17 protein-coding genes are annotated in these 14,184 nt (G+C 57.3%); 11 read left to right on the top strand and 6 right to left on the bottom strand.

Annotation, left to right across the window (positions count from 1 at the left end; all coding sequences use genetic code 11):
- Positions 1 to 87: 87 nt before the first annotated feature.
- Both BMI87_RS23015 and BMI87_RS10100 read right to left on the bottom strand, forming a co-directional pair.
- On the bottom strand, positions 88 to 645 hold the full coding sequence (locus BMI87_RS23015; RefSeq protein ID WP_078521649.1) for a GNAT family N-acetyltransferase: 558 nt from the start codon (positions 643 to 645) through the stop codon (positions 88 to 90).
- 512 nt (positions 646 to 1,157) lie between these two features.
- A complete protein-coding gene (locus tag BMI87_RS10100) occupies positions 1,158 to 1,406 on the bottom strand; it encodes a hypothetical protein (RefSeq protein ID WP_078521088.1) in 249 nt (82 codons plus the stop codon).
- A gap of 624 nt (positions 1,407 to 2,030) precedes the next feature.
- Between BMI87_RS10100 and BMI87_RS10095 the strand changes: the two genes are divergently transcribed.
- The 5 genes from BMI87_RS10095 to BMI87_RS10080 all read left to right on the top strand — a co-directional run bounded on the left by BMI87_RS10095 (position 2,031) and on the right by BMI87_RS10080 (position 4,981).
- A complete protein-coding gene (locus tag BMI87_RS10095; RefSeq protein WP_078521086.1) occupies positions 2,031 to 2,519 on the top strand; it encodes a hypothetical protein in 489 nt (162 codons plus the stop codon).
- Positions 2,520 to 2,571: 52 nt separating this feature from the next.
- Positions 2,572 to 3,069, top strand: coding sequence for a hypothetical protein (locus BMI87_RS10090; RefSeq protein WP_146681569.1), 498 nt, complete (start codon positions 2,572 to 2,574; stop codon positions 3,067 to 3,069).
- Positions 3,070 to 3,177: 108 nt separating this feature from the next.
- Positions 3,178 to 3,405 (top strand): hypothetical protein, encoded by a 228-nt coding sequence (locus tag BMI87_RS10085; protein ID WP_078521083.1) that lies wholly within the window; start codon positions 3,178 to 3,180, stop codon positions 3,403 to 3,405.
- Between the two features lie 180 nt (positions 3,406 to 3,585).
- Positions 3,586 to 3,879, top strand: a complete 294-nt coding sequence (locus BMI87_RS22095) for a hypothetical protein (RefSeq protein ID WP_146681568.1) — start codon at positions 3,586 to 3,588, stop codon at positions 3,877 to 3,879.
- Between the two features lie 100 nt (positions 3,880 to 3,979).
- On the top strand, positions 3,980 to 4,981 hold the full coding sequence (locus tag BMI87_RS10080) for a tyrosine-type recombinase/integrase (protein ID WP_078521081.1): 1,002 nt from the start codon (positions 3,980 to 3,982) through the stop codon (positions 4,979 to 4,981).
- Positions 4,982 to 4,985: 4 nt separating this feature from the next.
- On the opposite strand, the gene BMI87_RS10075 is transcribed toward BMI87_RS10080, so the two are convergent.
- Entirely contained in the window at positions 4,986 to 5,816 is an 831-nt protein-coding gene (locus BMI87_RS10075; protein ID WP_078521079.1) for a DUF3883 domain-containing protein, read from the bottom strand.
- Positions 5,817 to 6,273: 457 nt separating this feature from the next.
- Positions 6,274 to 6,687 carry an Rrf2 family transcriptional regulator gene (locus BMI87_RS10070; protein ID WP_078521078.1) on the bottom strand — a complete coding sequence of 138 codons (414 nt, stop codon included), beginning with the start codon at positions 6,685 to 6,687 and terminating at the stop codon, positions 6,274 to 6,276.
- Positions 6,688 to 6,983: 296 nt separating this feature from the next.
- On the opposite strand from BMI87_RS10070, the gene BMI87_RS10065 reads away from it, so the two are divergent.
- From BMI87_RS10065 to BMI87_RS10055, 3 genes are read left to right on the top strand one after another with little or no spacing between them, the layout of a single operon-like run.
- Positions 6,984 to 7,490: an SCP2 domain-containing protein gene (locus BMI87_RS10065; protein WP_078521076.1), complete on the top strand. Its 507-nt coding sequence runs from the start codon at positions 6,984 to 6,986 to the stop codon at positions 7,488 to 7,490.
- Between the two features lie 19 nt (positions 7,491 to 7,509).
- Positions 7,510 to 8,508: a peptidase U32 family protein gene (locus BMI87_RS10060; RefSeq protein ID WP_078521074.1), complete on the top strand. Its 999-nt coding sequence runs from the start codon at positions 7,510 to 7,512 to the stop codon at positions 8,506 to 8,508.
- Complete coding sequence (locus tag BMI87_RS10055; RefSeq protein ID WP_078521072.1) at positions 8,499 to 9,425, top strand: U32 family peptidase; 927 nt, start codon at positions 8,499 to 8,501, stop codon at positions 9,423 to 9,425. The genes BMI87_RS10060 and BMI87_RS10055 overlap by 10 nt, the downstream gene beginning before the upstream one ends.
- Before the next feature lie 117 nt (positions 9,426 to 9,542).
- On the opposite strand, the gene BMI87_RS10050 is transcribed toward BMI87_RS10055, so the two are convergent.
- Complete coding sequence (locus tag BMI87_RS10050) at positions 9,543 to 10,892, bottom strand: hypothetical protein (RefSeq protein WP_143594836.1); 1,350 nt, start codon at positions 10,890 to 10,892, stop codon at positions 9,543 to 9,545.
- An 814-nt stretch (positions 10,893 to 11,706) separates the two neighbouring features.
- Between BMI87_RS10050 and BMI87_RS10045 the strand changes: the two genes are divergently transcribed.
- Together BMI87_RS10045 and BMI87_RS10040 are read left to right on the top strand one after the other, a co-directional pair.
- Positions 11,707 to 12,012: a helix-turn-helix transcriptional regulator gene (locus BMI87_RS10045; protein WP_078521068.1), complete on the top strand. Its 306-nt coding sequence runs from the start codon at positions 11,707 to 11,709 to the stop codon at positions 12,010 to 12,012.
- Entirely contained in the window at positions 11,993 to 12,970 is a 978-nt protein-coding gene (locus BMI87_RS10040) for a reverse transcriptase family protein (protein ID WP_078521066.1), read from the top strand. The genes BMI87_RS10045 and BMI87_RS10040 overlap by 20 nt, the downstream gene beginning before the upstream one ends.
- Before the next feature lie 51 nt (positions 12,971 to 13,021).
- Here the strand turns inward: BMI87_RS10040 and BMI87_RS22090 are convergent, their stop codons facing one another.
- A complete protein-coding gene (locus tag BMI87_RS22090) occupies positions 13,022 to 13,759 on the bottom strand; it encodes a competence protein CoiA (RefSeq protein ID WP_143594835.1) in 738 nt (245 codons plus the stop codon).
- A 171-nt stretch (positions 13,760 to 13,930) separates the two neighbouring features.
- Between BMI87_RS22090 and BMI87_RS22685 the strand changes: the two genes are divergently transcribed.
- Positions 13,931 to 14,184, top strand: a 254-nt coding sequence (locus BMI87_RS22685) for a hypothetical protein (protein WP_210402471.1), incomplete at its 3' end; no start/stop codon positions are given.

Here is a 14,184-nt window from a genome sequence, read left to right as displayed (position 1 = left end):
CAAGATGCTGCGCTGCCTCCGAGGTCCGCAGTGAGCCCACTTTACCGGATGCTGCGGCATGGTCGAATGACGGCTTAGCCAGAGAAATCAAACCTGACTTCCCTCGGCTTGGTACTCCGCTGCCAGCAATCCCATGATAATATCGTCATGCCAGACGTCCCCAATCCGAGCTGCCTCACGTTCCCGTCCCTCTTCGACAAAACCGCATGAACGATAACAGCGTATCGCTCGTTCATTGAATGCCAAGACCCTCAGATCGACCCGATGCAATCCAATAGTTCCAAAGGCATGCGACAAGACCAGTTTGATCACCTCACGCCCCAGACCCTTCCCGAGTTGTGAAACATCGTAGAGCCCAGTTGCCAAGCGCGCTCGGCTGTCATGCAGGTCAAGTCCGTCAAGACGCGCCTCGCCCAGCAAACGGCCATCGACTTCGACCGCCCAACAAAGAGGGTGCTCGATGTTTCGCTCTACCCAAGAGCGCGCATCACTTTCTTTATATGGGGGAAGGCCATCGGGGTTGCCGCCAAAGCAATGCACAATCTCTGGAGATCGTCCAAGGGCCAACCGTCCGGCAACATCCGAATGATGGAAATGACGGAGGCGAACACGTGGGCCGCAAAGCTCAGGAATATTTTGTTTCATACTGAAGAATGGCATGCTTGCAGTCGCATGGCTATTCCAGAGCAGACCTTTGTGCCGATGCAGCGAAAGCACTTCGTCCGCTTAGCTGACATCGGAGCCAGGAAGATGCTGCGCCGAGTCCCGAACGACCGCTTCGGTGAAGCTGTGCCGCAGCGCTGACGAGGACAACGAATGTCCGTTCAGGGCCGGGTCGCGACGTTTGGATGGAGATGGTTCAAAGGCGACACTCACCGCGCCGATAACGAACGGCAGCGATCGGCATTAGACAGCCGGACGAATTTCAGTCAGACCAGAAATCCTCAATCAGGGCAGCTTAATCAGGTCAGCTTAATCGGGTAGCTGACTTGCCCCGAGTTCGAGAAGGCGCTGCAGTGATTTCGCGTCTGCCCGCTCGTGAATATCCCATTGTGCTGAACGAACAGCGGGGCCATCGTTGAGATGGCCCCGATCGACTTCGAGAGAGGCGCGCACTTTGTTTTGCGCGCAGGGTTCGATGTCGAATCCGCGTCTTTTTAGGACATGAGTTCCTTATGCATCTCCAATGCCGCCTCGGTCACTTTGTCAAAGATAGCCTCGAGGTACTTTTGCATATCCTCTGAGCTTAGTGCTTCGCCGGTGTCGTCATATTCGAGTCTCTCAAGAAAAATGCCCGCAGCCGGGAAGAACTCACCTTCGAGGCGAACCAAGCCCGAGATGCCCGTAATCTCCAGCCATGCCGAGAGGAAAACGTCGTCAGAAATCTTCATCTTCACAATCTTCATAATAGATCTCCATAACAAGGATCGCCACTGCGATCCGTTCTTCGAAAGCGAGGCCATCCCGCTCTCTACACTGGAGATCGGTTCGTTCGGTTCGGGACGGAAATCGAAAAGTAAAAAATATTTCGAGACCATAATTGGCGGCAGACCTTGTGATCCGCGAGCTCAGTCAGCGCTAGCGGAACCGACTGAGCCTTCCGCCGCGTGGTACTCCCTGCAGCGACGAAAATACGATGTGATACTTCTCTTCGACGAACGAGATGGCGCCACTTTCCCTGCACCCTAAGGCGCCCATCCGGCGGACCGGGGGAGACTTTCGCCAATCTCCCCGGACCCTCTCGGCGTCCTTCCGACGGATCGAAGAGGCGCGCGCCACCCTCTCCGAACTCTCCCGGCGCCTCCGGCGGGTCGAGAGGGATGTCACCCCTCTCGACGCTCTCCCCGGCACCCGCGCGATCTGCCCGCAGGCGAGCGATCAATGGGTCGCGGGAGGGCAGGCCTCGGCGCATGTCTTGCTTGCGTGCAGCGTCTTTGACGCACGCAATCAAGCCAAGCCCCGAGGCCGCGTATCGGGTTCGTTGGTGAGGTTCGGCGCGTCGTTTTCCTTTTCAACGACACGAGGCACTCATGCTCCACGATCGATACCTTCGACTGCTCCCGGGTGGACAGCTCAAACCCGGCGATATCTTCCTGATGCGCTTCCCCTACGGCTCCGACCGCAGGCGTGATGGCGAGTTCGACATCCCGCCCGGCACGCGTCCTTGCTTGCTGCTCTCGCGCGGTCTGATTGGCGATACACCGATGAACATCGTCGCGCCCGGTGTCAGCCCGGAGGGGCGGCTGCTGCGCGAAGATGACATCGTCATCGCCGATGACGATCAAGCTGCCGCTTGCGGGCTCTATCGTCCCACCATGTTCCGCGCATCGCATCGGCTCTTCATCGCGACCGGTTCCGACCTGTTCGAGCGCAATGCTCGTATCGGGCGCCTCGGCCCGGCGCAGCGCGAACAATTCGAGGCGGTCGAGACGATGCTCGCAACCGCACCGCGTGAAGTTCGGTCCCGGTTGAGGCCGCGGGTCGCGATCTACCGCCCGAAACCACTCATCCAACCGTAACTCGCGTCGCCAATTGGGGCTGCAGCGTCCGCCCGCCTTCTCACCGAGGCGGGTGGATCTTGCAGCCCTGCTTCGTCTCCTGAACCCCAAATCTTTTGAAAGATCACACATGACTCACGATAAACATCCGTCCGAACTCACCGCAGAAGAACTCCGCAAAGAGCGCAATGTGCTCGCAAACGTCGTCCATGGAGCGGCCGCGACGCCGTCTCCGAAAGATCTTGAGAACGCGCCGCTTATCGAAGATTGGTTGCTCTTCACCGGTTTCGAGGACATCTCGCTGATCGGTCGACTGACGGAAGCCAACGGCCGCACCCGAACGCTGATCACGCGAGCTCTCATCGCGCTCGATGACGATCTCGAGTGGGCTTACCTCGAAGACGGCTACATGCGGCTCGGACCGCGGTTTTCGGTCGAACAAGGACCGCGGCATCTCGCGATGCGAGCCGTCGCGACCGATCTGAGAGGGATCCGCACGCAGCTCGAGGGACAGGCATATTGGGCGCAAAAAGCGCTCGATGCGCTTGGCGAAATGCGCTGCGATGCCTGATCGCGCGATCGCTCAGAGTGATCCTGATGGGATCGGCTGAACCGCAACCGCTGCGGCCCCTCGATGCGGGCCGCAGCGCCCGCAGTTCAGCTTTGAAAAGGATGTCCGATGTTTCAACAACCGAGCCTGATTGGCGATGTGAACGCCATGGCGCGTGAGGCAATCGACGCTCTCGATGCGCTGTCGACTGACGCTCTTCGGGGCGCAGAGTTGGATCGCGATTTTTGCGAGCGACTTGTGGCCAAGGACGAGGTGGTCGGCGAGGAATTCCGCGAGGCGAGCGCCGATCTTCTGCGGTACCTCGCAAGGATCGAGCCCGAAGAACCATCTGCGTAAGAGCTCGGTAAGGTGATCTCCCGACTGCAAGGCAAGGTCAATGGGTCCTATCGCACAGTCGTTGACCTCGCCCCCGAACGCGAGACGAACAGTTGTTTGGAGAAATTTTGTGCGCGGATTTTGGAGCTCCACGAGAAGTTACCAGATGCTCTTTAATGGGATCTAACTTTGCGAATTTCGATGAAACCACGTCTCGAAACCCCGACTGCGCTGCAGGGCATTTGGCTCGTCACTGGCGAAGAGCTTGCTGAAGCGATGCGCTTTGACGGCGTGAAGGGGGCTTTTCGCAAGTGGTGCAAGGATATCGGAATCGAACCGGTTCCCGGACGGCGAAACCTTTACGATCCCAAGCTCGTCCGAGCTCGCCTCGATGCAGCTCAGGGCATGCAAACCCCATCTGCGAATGTCGAAGCTGCTCCCACGTTGTCGCTCGTAGAACAGAGAAGGATGCGTCGTGACAGTCTGTCGGCTTAAAGGAATTCATCGAGTGCGGAAGCGTTTGGCGACCGGCGCCGTCCGAGAATACCATTATGCATACCGTGGCGGTCCGTGCTTTTGGCGTACCGGCGATGCAATGGCGGTTGGTAGCTCGGACTACATTCAAGCCTTTGGCGAGGCTTCGAAGCCGAGGCGTCTTCGCGCGCAATCCGATCCAGTCATGGCCTCATCGACGCGCGCAGTCATTGAGCGCTACCGAAAGTCGATCCACTTTCAGAAGCTCGCGGCACGAACACAAGCCGATTATGTGAAGTACCTCAACGCTTTCGACGCAGAATTCGGTGTCGATCCGATCAAACTCTTCGAAGAAAAGGCATCGCTCAGCGAAATCCGCTCTTGGAAAGAGCAATGGGTTCATTCCCCGAAAAGTTATGACTATGCGACGAGCGTCGTGACCCGCTTGCTCAACTGGGCACGCGATGAGGATGTGGCTATCGCGATCCATCATCACTTGAACGTGCCGCGAATCTATAAGTCTGATCGTTCAGAGATCATCTGGTTGCCAGAGGAGCTTGCTGCGCTTGTGAGGGTCGCTACTGAACGCGAAGCTCGCATCATCATAGCTGCCTCTGAGGGCGGCCTGACGCCGCAAGACATCGGGATTCTGACCCGTGACAATGTGCAGAAGACGCCGAAAGGGCGCCGCCTTCTCTTCAAGCGTACGAAGACGTCAAAAGCGACGAGCATACCGGTTACCCCGGCATTGGCGAAGTTGATCGACGAAACGCCGAGGGGGCAGAAGTATCTATTCGTTTCTCTCCAGGGAAAGCAGCTCGAGGCGGTGCGCGCTTCCGATATCGTTCGCAAGGTTAAAGAGCGCGCGAACGCCGCAGCGGCAAAAGATCCAAAGTTGATCCATGTTCGCGATGAGCTTCGTCTCTACGACATGCGCGGAACGGCTGCGACCGAGTTGCTACGGGCCGGGTGTTCGCTCAACGAAATCGCGGTCACGATGGGCTGGGGGTTGCGCCACGCAGCAAACATCATCGAGAAATATGCGGCGATTGTGCCTGAGGTCGCCGATGAGGTGCTCGCGAAGCTTCTGGAGGCTCGGTCGCGATCCGACGAGGGCAGGTAAGCGCTCAGTCGAAGCTTGCCCTGAATGAGGTCGCCGTCAGCGACACATGCGCGTCGAGCGGCGGACGAAGTTCGAAGGCGCGGGGGCCGCGCGAGAACTGATATAGGCGAAACAACACCCAGTCCTCGCGGCGATCATCCGCCACGGCCAGTTCGTTGCGCGAGATATGGAAGGGCGTGCGCTCCCAGCCGTTGGTGGTCTTCACCTCGATCAGGCGGGGTCGCCCTTCTGGCGTGAAGCTTCGGATGTCGTATCCGGCTCCGTCGCCCTCTTGCTGGCTCACCCATACGATCTCGCGCGCGAGGTCGTCGCGACCGGCGGCGCGAAGTGTGCTTTTCTTATGATCGAGCACGCGTTCTTCACCCATCTTGCCGAGCGCGCGGTTTCGTTCGTCCCGTCCCGCCACGTCGAACTTTCTTGCCACAGAGAGCATCTGTTCGAGTTCTTCTGGCGGCGGAGTGTTTCGTTGTGTCGGCGGCGGCTCGGGCCAAAGCGGTGTCGCATCCTGGAAGTCGCTTGACCCCGGATGAGTTGGCGGCACGATCCAACCACCTTGCTTCTGAAGCTGGCGGCTCACGATGTCTTCGAGCGAAGCCTGGAAGTTGAACGCAGGTTTGTAGCCGGAAATCCAGGTTTCACCCAAGCTCTTCAGCACTGCCGAGATGTTCTGGTGTTTGAACTCGATCGACCCGCACGATCTGTCGATCTGTGACTGGAGGCTGCGATTGTGTACTGCCTTGTTGTAGCGCGTTCCCGAGAGATCGTCTGCGAGCATGGCGAAGTATTCCGCTACGATCGCGGCGTTTTCCGCCTCACTCCAATCCTCGCCTGCCATGGCGCCAGGCTACGGTCGGGCATCTGAAATGTCAGCCGGAAAACCAGATTACGGGTCGGTTCTGTAAACCGACCTGTAAACCAGTGCCTCGATTTTCAGCTAAGTAGTGGAGGCGAGTACCGGAATCGAACCGGTGTACACGGATTTGCAATCCGGGAAGAAAACGTTGCTTTTCAATGGCTAAGTGTTTCAAAAAGTCACGGACAGATCGTGAACCATTCGTGAAAGTTTCAAACGCAAAATTGGCGCCACTGACGCCTTCAGAGCGGAAGAAGACGCATCCGTGCCGTGTTCGGAGTAGCCGCATCCAGACACTTTCTATTGCGTGCCTTTGGGCAGGACGTGGTCTTTTGCTTAGCTTCGCTTGGTTTTGTAGAACTTAAATGTTCGAGTTGCGCACGGTGGTTACGAAGACGTTGCGCTTCGCCGTCCTTGCCTTAATGACCTTGACGGCCGATTACACGTTAAGTGGCGGATAGACGCATTCCGCAAGCGAACTGCGGTTGCGATTGGCAATGAAGGTTGTCTCGGCAGCGGCCAGGCGCGCCTTGAGACGGCAGTGCGGCGTCAATGTGCAGGCGGCGCTCCCGGACAGGAAACACTCGACCAGAGCCTGGTCTGCCTCGAGATAGGCGACGACGTCGCCCAGAAGGATCTCTTCAGGCCGCCGCGCGAGCACCGCACCGCCGCCGCCGCCGCGTCGCGTTTCCAGATAGCCAGCAGCCGACAGTGACGAGATCACCTTTGCCAGATGATTGCGTGAAATACGGAACTCTTCCGCCAGCTCCGCGGTGGTGAACGGTCGATCAGGGGTGCTGGCCATCCCCATGAGGACGTGTAGTCCGAAGTCGGTGAAGGAGGTGAGACGCAAATGCAGCTTCGCGATTTGGTATTTGCAATGCGCATTAAGTGAGTGTAATACGCAAACCAAATACTAATTACCTAGAGAAACCGCAAACTAGAAAGCCTAGCCATGATTTCTGCTCGCGGAAAATCTCGACGGAAGCAGCAGCCTCGAGAACGAGGGGCTCTTTTCACGGATCGAGGCGGCCATGCACTCGCTCGGACAAGAAACGGCAAGACGATGATCCACTCACTCCCTTCCATCATTTTCGCCCGGCCTTCCCAGCTCGGATCGCCTGCGCGCGCCACTAGAATGCTCCAGTCATGAGCGCGGGCGACGACACACTCCCGCGCGCTGCCGACCTAGGCACGTCCGTGCTCGCTCGCCTCTCATGCGTGATCGTGCAACCCGTCCTGACCCGCGTGGTCAGGCGCGTCGCCAAACAGCATCCGTCGCTTTTCTCGCGGCTCGGTCCACATCAGGGGACCGATTTCGTAATCGATCCGGTGGAACTGCCCTTTGCCCTGCACCTGCGACCAGATCCGCAAGCGCTGGTGTTCCGGGCCGTCGCGCGCAATGCGGCGCCCGAAGCGGGAGCCACAATTCGGGGGAAGTTCATGCTGCTTCTGGAGTTGGTCGATTCCGAAGAGGATGGAGATGCCGCGTTCTTCTCCCGCGACCTGGAAGTCACGGGCGACACCGAAGCTGTCGTGCGGCTTCGCAATGCACTCGACGATGTCGATGGATCCATCGCCGAGGAAACCGCTGGAATGTTCGGCCCTGCTGGCCGCGCCATTCTGGCAAGACTGCGCCGCGCCTATCCAACGTGAAGAAAGGACCCCTCGTCCCATGAGCCTCGCCGAACTGATCTGCCCGGCCGGCACGCCCGCCGCCCTGCGCACCGCCGTCGATGCCGGCGCCGATGCGGTTTACTGCGGCTTTCAGGATGCCACCAACGCACGCAACTTTCCCGGACTGAATTTCACCCCGGACGAACTGGCCGCATCGGTCGCCTACGCGCATGACAAGGGCACCAAGGTGTTGCTCGCTTTGAACACCTACCCGCCTGCGGGCAAGGTCGATCTGTGGCGACAAGCCGCTGATACAGGTGCGCTGCTTGGGGTTGATGCTTTCATCGTCGCGGATATGGGCGTGGCAGACTATATCGCGCGCACCCATCCCGGTGTTCGTCTGCACCTGTCAGTTCAGGCCGCCGCCTCCAGTCCCGAGGCGATCCGGTATTATTGCGAGAATTTCGCAGTGAAACGCGTCGTGCTGCCGCGCATCCTGACGATCCCCGAGATCCGTGAAATCCGCAAGGAAATTCCCTGTGAGATCGAGACCTTTATCTTCGGTAATCACGGGCTGATGGTCGAAGGACGGTGCAGCCTGACCAACTACCTCACCGGGCAATCGACCAACATCGACGGGGTGTGCTCTCCGGCCTCGGACGTGGAATACAAGCGCCACACGGATGGCTCTATGTCCTCGCAACTCGCGGGTTTCACTATCGACTGCTTCGGGGCAGACGAAAAGGCAGGCTACCCGACAATCTGCAAGGGGCGCTATACGGCGCCGCACCGCTCCGAGCCATATTATGCCTTCGAGGAGCCGATCAGCCTGAACCTTTCCCGGCTGCTTCCCGATCTGGTCGAGGCCGGTGTTCACGCCTTTAAGATCGAAGGTCGCCAGCGATCGAAGAGTTATGTCCGAGGTGTGGTGTCGGCCTTCCGGCAGGCCGTTGATGACATCCGCGCGGGTCGAGAGGCGAATATCGCCGATCTGGTCGCCCTGACCGAGGGCCAGAAACAGACCCAGGGCGCGTTCGAGACAAAGAAATGGCGGTAAACGACATGACGAAACTGACCTTGGGCCCCATCGCCTATCACTGGTCCACCCAGACGCGGCGCGACTTCTACGCTCGTGTCGCCGACGAGGCGCCGATTGACGAGGTCTATCTGGGCGAGGTCATCTGCTCGAAGCGCGCGCCGTTTCACGAGGCCGATCTGCCTGCCACGATCGAACGGCTGGAACGCGGTGGTAAGACGGTGATCCTGTCGTCGCTGGCCGAGGTGATGTTGAAACGCGAACGCAAGGCGACAGCCGATCTGGCCGCCATGGAAGCGCCAGAGATCGAGATCAATAACGCGGCGGGCCTGTTTGCACGAGGCAAGCGCCCGCACCGCATCGGTCCGTTCATGAACGCCTATAATGAGGCGACCATCGCCTGGATGGCGGGCCGGGGTGCGACCCATGTCTGCCTGCCGACCGAAATGCCTGCCCCGGCGATTGCTGCGGCCGCTGCGGCGGCGCGCGAGCTTGGGCTGGGGGTGGAAGTGCAGGTGTTTGGCCGTGCTTCGCTTGCGGTGTCCGCACGATGCTATCATGCGCGCGCCCATGGCCGGACCAAGGATAACTGCCAATTCGTGTGCGAAGAGGACGCGGACGGCATGCCCTTGCGCACCACAGACGACCGCCCGATCCTTCGCGTGAACGGTATTCAGACCCAGTCGGAAAGCTACATCGACCTGTTGCCCGAAGCCGGACAGATGATCGTAAACGGCGTCACCCATTTTCGGCTGATGCCACAGGCGGTGGATATGGTTGCAGTGGCTACGACGTTCCGCAACGTTCTGGATGGCACCCACAGCATGATCGACGGTGAACAAGCGTTGCGCAAACTTTGCGACGGGATTTCGTTCTCCAATGGGTTCTATCACGGTCAAGCGGGGTATCGGCGCATTGCCGCTGCCGCGGCAAACTAATCGCGATAAGGACGCGATAGCTAATTTCGGACTTTCGAGATTCAGGGACCTGGCCGTAGACCTTTGCATTTCTAAACTCGCCGCGGCGACGAAGGGAACGCTTTCTTACGCCTTGCTTTACGGTAGTGAACCGGCATCGCCGAGATCATTTGGTTCGAGTTCTCCCGGGTCCGGCGCAGTGCGCGACTTCACTGGTTTGGGTGGAGGGGCCTGCCATGCTTTTAGATTTGCTCCCACAAGGTCGTAAAACTCTGGAACGATACGCTCAATGTCTTCGATAACAGTCCTTCGGCCTCCGAAACGCTTTCCGAGCCCTTCGATCATCAATATCTCAAATCCATGGGGAACGAGGTCCAAATTGTCGGTCTGAATTAGTTCCGGTTCTTCGCGAAGGAGGGAAATGGGCTTCATGGTTGGAGGGCAACGGCCCGGCCAAAGAGCGCGAACAAAAATCCGCTCGTCATTTTGGGGAAGCATCCTCAGCAGCCAATTGAGCCGCGCCTTTGTTGACTTTCGATCAGTCGGCGCTTTGACAGTCATCGAAACTGACACGGTTTTGCGCGCAATGTCTGCACAGAGGTCGATATCTGATGCGCAATCTGGAACCCGGAGCTTCGAGGTCAGCATATGCGTTTCGACGATCGAGCTGATTTGCTCCTTCAATCTTGCTGCAGGATCTTCCCGGAGTTTGCGTTCGACGATGCTGTCAACGCGTGTCCCTACATGGCTCGACATGTGTAGGCATAGGTCGCGTTCTTCGGCGATCCAACTCGCGGCAGACGCTTCAACCTCAGAAGACGATTTCTTCAGCTTTTCGTCATTCGCGACCGATTGGACGATGTCTTTCCATTGAGCTGCCATTTGTGTGAAGCGTTCAACGCCCGTAGCTGGATGAGCCAAGAAGTCATTGAGCTGCGCCAAGAGATAGGACTGTTCAGTATCATCGACAGCGTTCTGATAGCCGAGAATTTCGCAGATCGTGGCAAGCCAGGTCCAGGACCAGTGAAAAAGTGAAACCCTGCGCAGAAGTGTCTTCGGGAGATTCACAGGGGAATGATCCGCCCGAGATACAAACTGATTTGAGACGGTAATAACCGCGTCGATCCCTTGGGCCCGAGCGATCTCGACGTAACGTTGCACCTGCTCGACATCGAGACCGTTTTTGCCGATTTTCGCCTCGATCAAAGCAGACCACCGCGTGCGTCCTGTGTCGATTACGATCAATCCGTCGGGTCGGCAGTTCGCAAAAGCTTTCTCTCGAAAAACCACCTCCGTGAAGGCTTGAACCGTGGTGCGTTTCCCAACACGCACGCCGGTTGAAGCTAAGACTTCCTGCGCCAGAGCGGGGATTTGCGTCATTACAGCGAGGAATATCGAGGCCACACGCTTTTCCTTACTCGTTTCGGCAAGGACCGGGAATAAACGTGCCTCATCACCGCTTGAGAGGAAATCAGGTAATTCTTTCATCATTAGCTCTCCGAGAAATGTATTCAAAGGCTAGCAACTCGAAATCGAACCGTCTACTTTCCTAATTTTCAGGCAGTGGGTTGGCGATTGTGGGCTTTCCAAACTGTTCTAGATTGGAATTTTGGATCGAGGAGTGGCCATCCGCTGCACACGGCAGCGATGGCGACTATCTGCTGTGAGCAGCCTCTGGGTTAAGAGGGGAGGTGAGTGGTCGTTCGCTGCGCGCTGGCTCAATGTCTCCTTTGGAAGAACCCACCTATTTGACCGCGTCAGAAAAAGTTCGCTCTCAGGGAACTTTTTTCCTTGAAAGCTGACAATACCATTCCCACATCTCTCTTGTGTAACAACGGAAGAAGTTCCTCATACCCAGCTTGGACTTGTTCAAGCGCGGAGGGGTTTTCCCCTCTACCACTTCAACCGCACACGGCCCGGAGGCCCCGGAGGGGGACGAGGGGACGGCGGCGGGCGAAGCAGACGCGATAGCAAGGACAGCTATCGCGTCTAGGCAAAGGGTTTAGTCGTCGGTTTCCGTTTTCTGTTGGGTGAGGACCCTTGGTTAGTGGCATCCGCTGTGGATGTTGCGCCGGGGCCAACAGAAAGGAGGAGCAATATGGCTCTCTCTGAAGATACACACCGACGGCGGCGGCGACGTCGGTTTTGGAGGAAACTCCGGAACCCTCGCACCGTGATAGTCATCCTTAGGGTGGCTTTCTTCATCTACCGGCTTGTCCGGTGGTTGATGGCGATTTTCGGATCGCCCGGCTAATCGCCGCCCGCCTAATGTCTAAGCGGGAAAAGCAAACGGGATGAAACTATGATCCATGAAGCACTGAGGTTGATCCGAGTGTTCCATGACTTGAAACAGGTCGAACTGGCGGAAAAACTCGGCGTCTCGAAGTCCCATATTTCGGAGATCGAAAAGGGTAACAAAACTCCCTCGCTCGATCTGATCCAAAGATATGCGGCAGAGTTCAAAATTCCGGTTTCTTCTATCATGTTCTTTGCGGAAGAGCTGCCGAACGCCAAGTCGGGCGACAAAATTCGTTCAAGAATTGCAGGCAAGGTCATCGACATTCTGCGTTTCGTTGAAAGGAAAGCAGATGCCGACGACGCCGCCTGAAGAGGGTTACCAACTCAAGGATAGCCCATTCTTCCGCCTCAGAAGCCGGAAACAACTGGCCAAGCTTCTCCGAGTGTCTGCCGATACGTTGGACGAGATAAGCCGCCGCAATGACCTCTACGTCCGCCGCTGGAAGCACAAGAAGCTAAAGGATGATGAAAAAGGCGCGTGGCTGAAACACCCTCCAACGCCGGAACAGGCGGAGAACTACCGCCCGATCGACATTCCCGACCCGCGGCTTAAAGCGATGCAAGGCCGCATTGGTGATCTTCTGGGGCGTGTCAAAGCCCCAGAGTTCCTTTTCAGCCCGGTAAAGGGACGCTCATACGTCGACAACGCAGCGCACCACAAAGAGGCCAAGGCGTTCTGGCTTCTGGACGTTGCGGACTACTTCCCAAGCTGCTCAGCCAATAACGTCGCTCGATTTTTCGTCGGGGAGCTTGAATGCTCTCGGGACGTGACCGCTGTTTTGGTTCACGTCGTAACTCTAGGCGGATGCCTGCCCCAAGGTTCTCCTTGCAGCCCGATTTTAGCCTACTACAGCAACAGCCATATCTGGCTTGCCGTCGAGAAGCTGGTGAAGGCGAAAGAGTGTAAACTAAGCCTCTATGCAGACGACATAACCATTTCCGGCGATATCGTGCCCAAGGCGCTGATCTGGGAGATCAAAAAGCTCGTCTTTGGCAACGGGCTACGGCTCAAGGCGTCGAAGGAAGTCAGCTTGATAAACGCCCCGGCTGATATCACAGGAGTCATTGTAAAGGGTGGGGCTACACACCTTCCTAACCGCCAACTGAAGCGACTTGCCGAGCTGAAGCAAGAGCGCGCAAGGACGACGAACCCAAAGCTCCAGCAGCGGATCGACAATCAAATCGCAGGCCGCCTTTCTCAGCGGAAACAAGTTGAAAACCCGAAAACTCGAAGAACTCAAAGCCGACCTTTGTTTGGCGCCGATTGAATGACCGATAAGGGCCGATGGTGGCGAGCTATCCTTTTCAGTCAGGCGCTACTAGCTCCGCTTTCTCGACAGTCTCAGTCGTGACACGTTTTGCAGGATTCCGCGAACAGCGGGCATGTGCACGCGTTCAGAATAGATGGCTCGCAGTAATCCGTCGCGTGGCAGAGGTTCTACCAAACGGCAACCATGCACTGTACCAGGATACAAAAGGAACAGTTGCGTTGGTGCAGTCTCTGTTTCGGCATTTGGCCCCAAGTAGTCGAAACATATTGGAACCGGGCTTTGCAACCAATCGCTTGGAAAAAGCTCGTTGGCATCCCTTATTAAGAACAGATTGGTTCGCTCGCTGCCTTGAATAATCTCCGTAAGTGCGTCCCGCCACCCCAGGATTTTCTTCCTGTCGCCTTTGAGCCTAGACCCATCAACCACCCAAAGCATGTTTTTGTAAAAACCCTCACGGGCTCTACGCTCGTTGGGATCGAGATGAGAATGTTGGATCTCCAAAATGAGGCCCGCCAGCGTGCGCACGTCGGCAATGTGCTTCTCACCTGTATCTTGATCAGTAAACACTTGCTCTTGCCAACGGAGTGGAAACTCGTTTTTCCAGTTCCGATGCCAATCGGTTTCCGGCTCCCACCAAGGATCACAGGCCACTTTGCTTTTATGCGCCCAATGATGAACCCTGACCTCGCCGCAACGCGGAAACATTTCAGATTTGCAAAACGGGCATTGCCCAACAGTCCCCGGGATGGGTCTACTTTGGTTGCCATTTATGATTGCTGTTAACATTCTTACGCTTCGAGCTTGTGGTGATGAGGTTACCTAGTCGTAACAACTTTTCACATCCATCTCGAACTGTTTCGCGAAGCTTCGTGCCATTCGCATCAGAGCAGCGCCTTGCCTTACGATGGGCCCTCGTCCGGTTCAGTGTGGCGCTATGTCCGCTATGGGGAAGCCGCAGTGCAGCAATGGCTGGTATGGCCAAAGTCCGGAATGGGCCGTTCACTGCTCCCACGCAGGAAAGGCGGAACGCGGTCGTTCGCTGCGCTTTACACCAATGTCTGCTACGCGAAGCAACGTCTTCATATCGACAGCATTCGTGACTCGGTCTTTCCTGGCTTCGCGCGCGCTCCTAATGACGAAACGGGCTATCGAGGCAAAGATGCGCAGAGGCGGCGCACCAGCCAACTGAACGACGATATGAGGGCGCATGG

Origin of the sequence: Thioclava sp. F28-4 (assembly GCF_002020045.1) — a bacterium.
GTDB lineage: Bacteria > Pseudomonadota > Alphaproteobacteria > Rhodobacterales > Rhodobacteraceae > Thioclava > Thioclava sediminum.
Note: the sequence above shows the minus strand (reverse complement) of the source record. Positions and strands in the feature narration are given on the sequence as shown.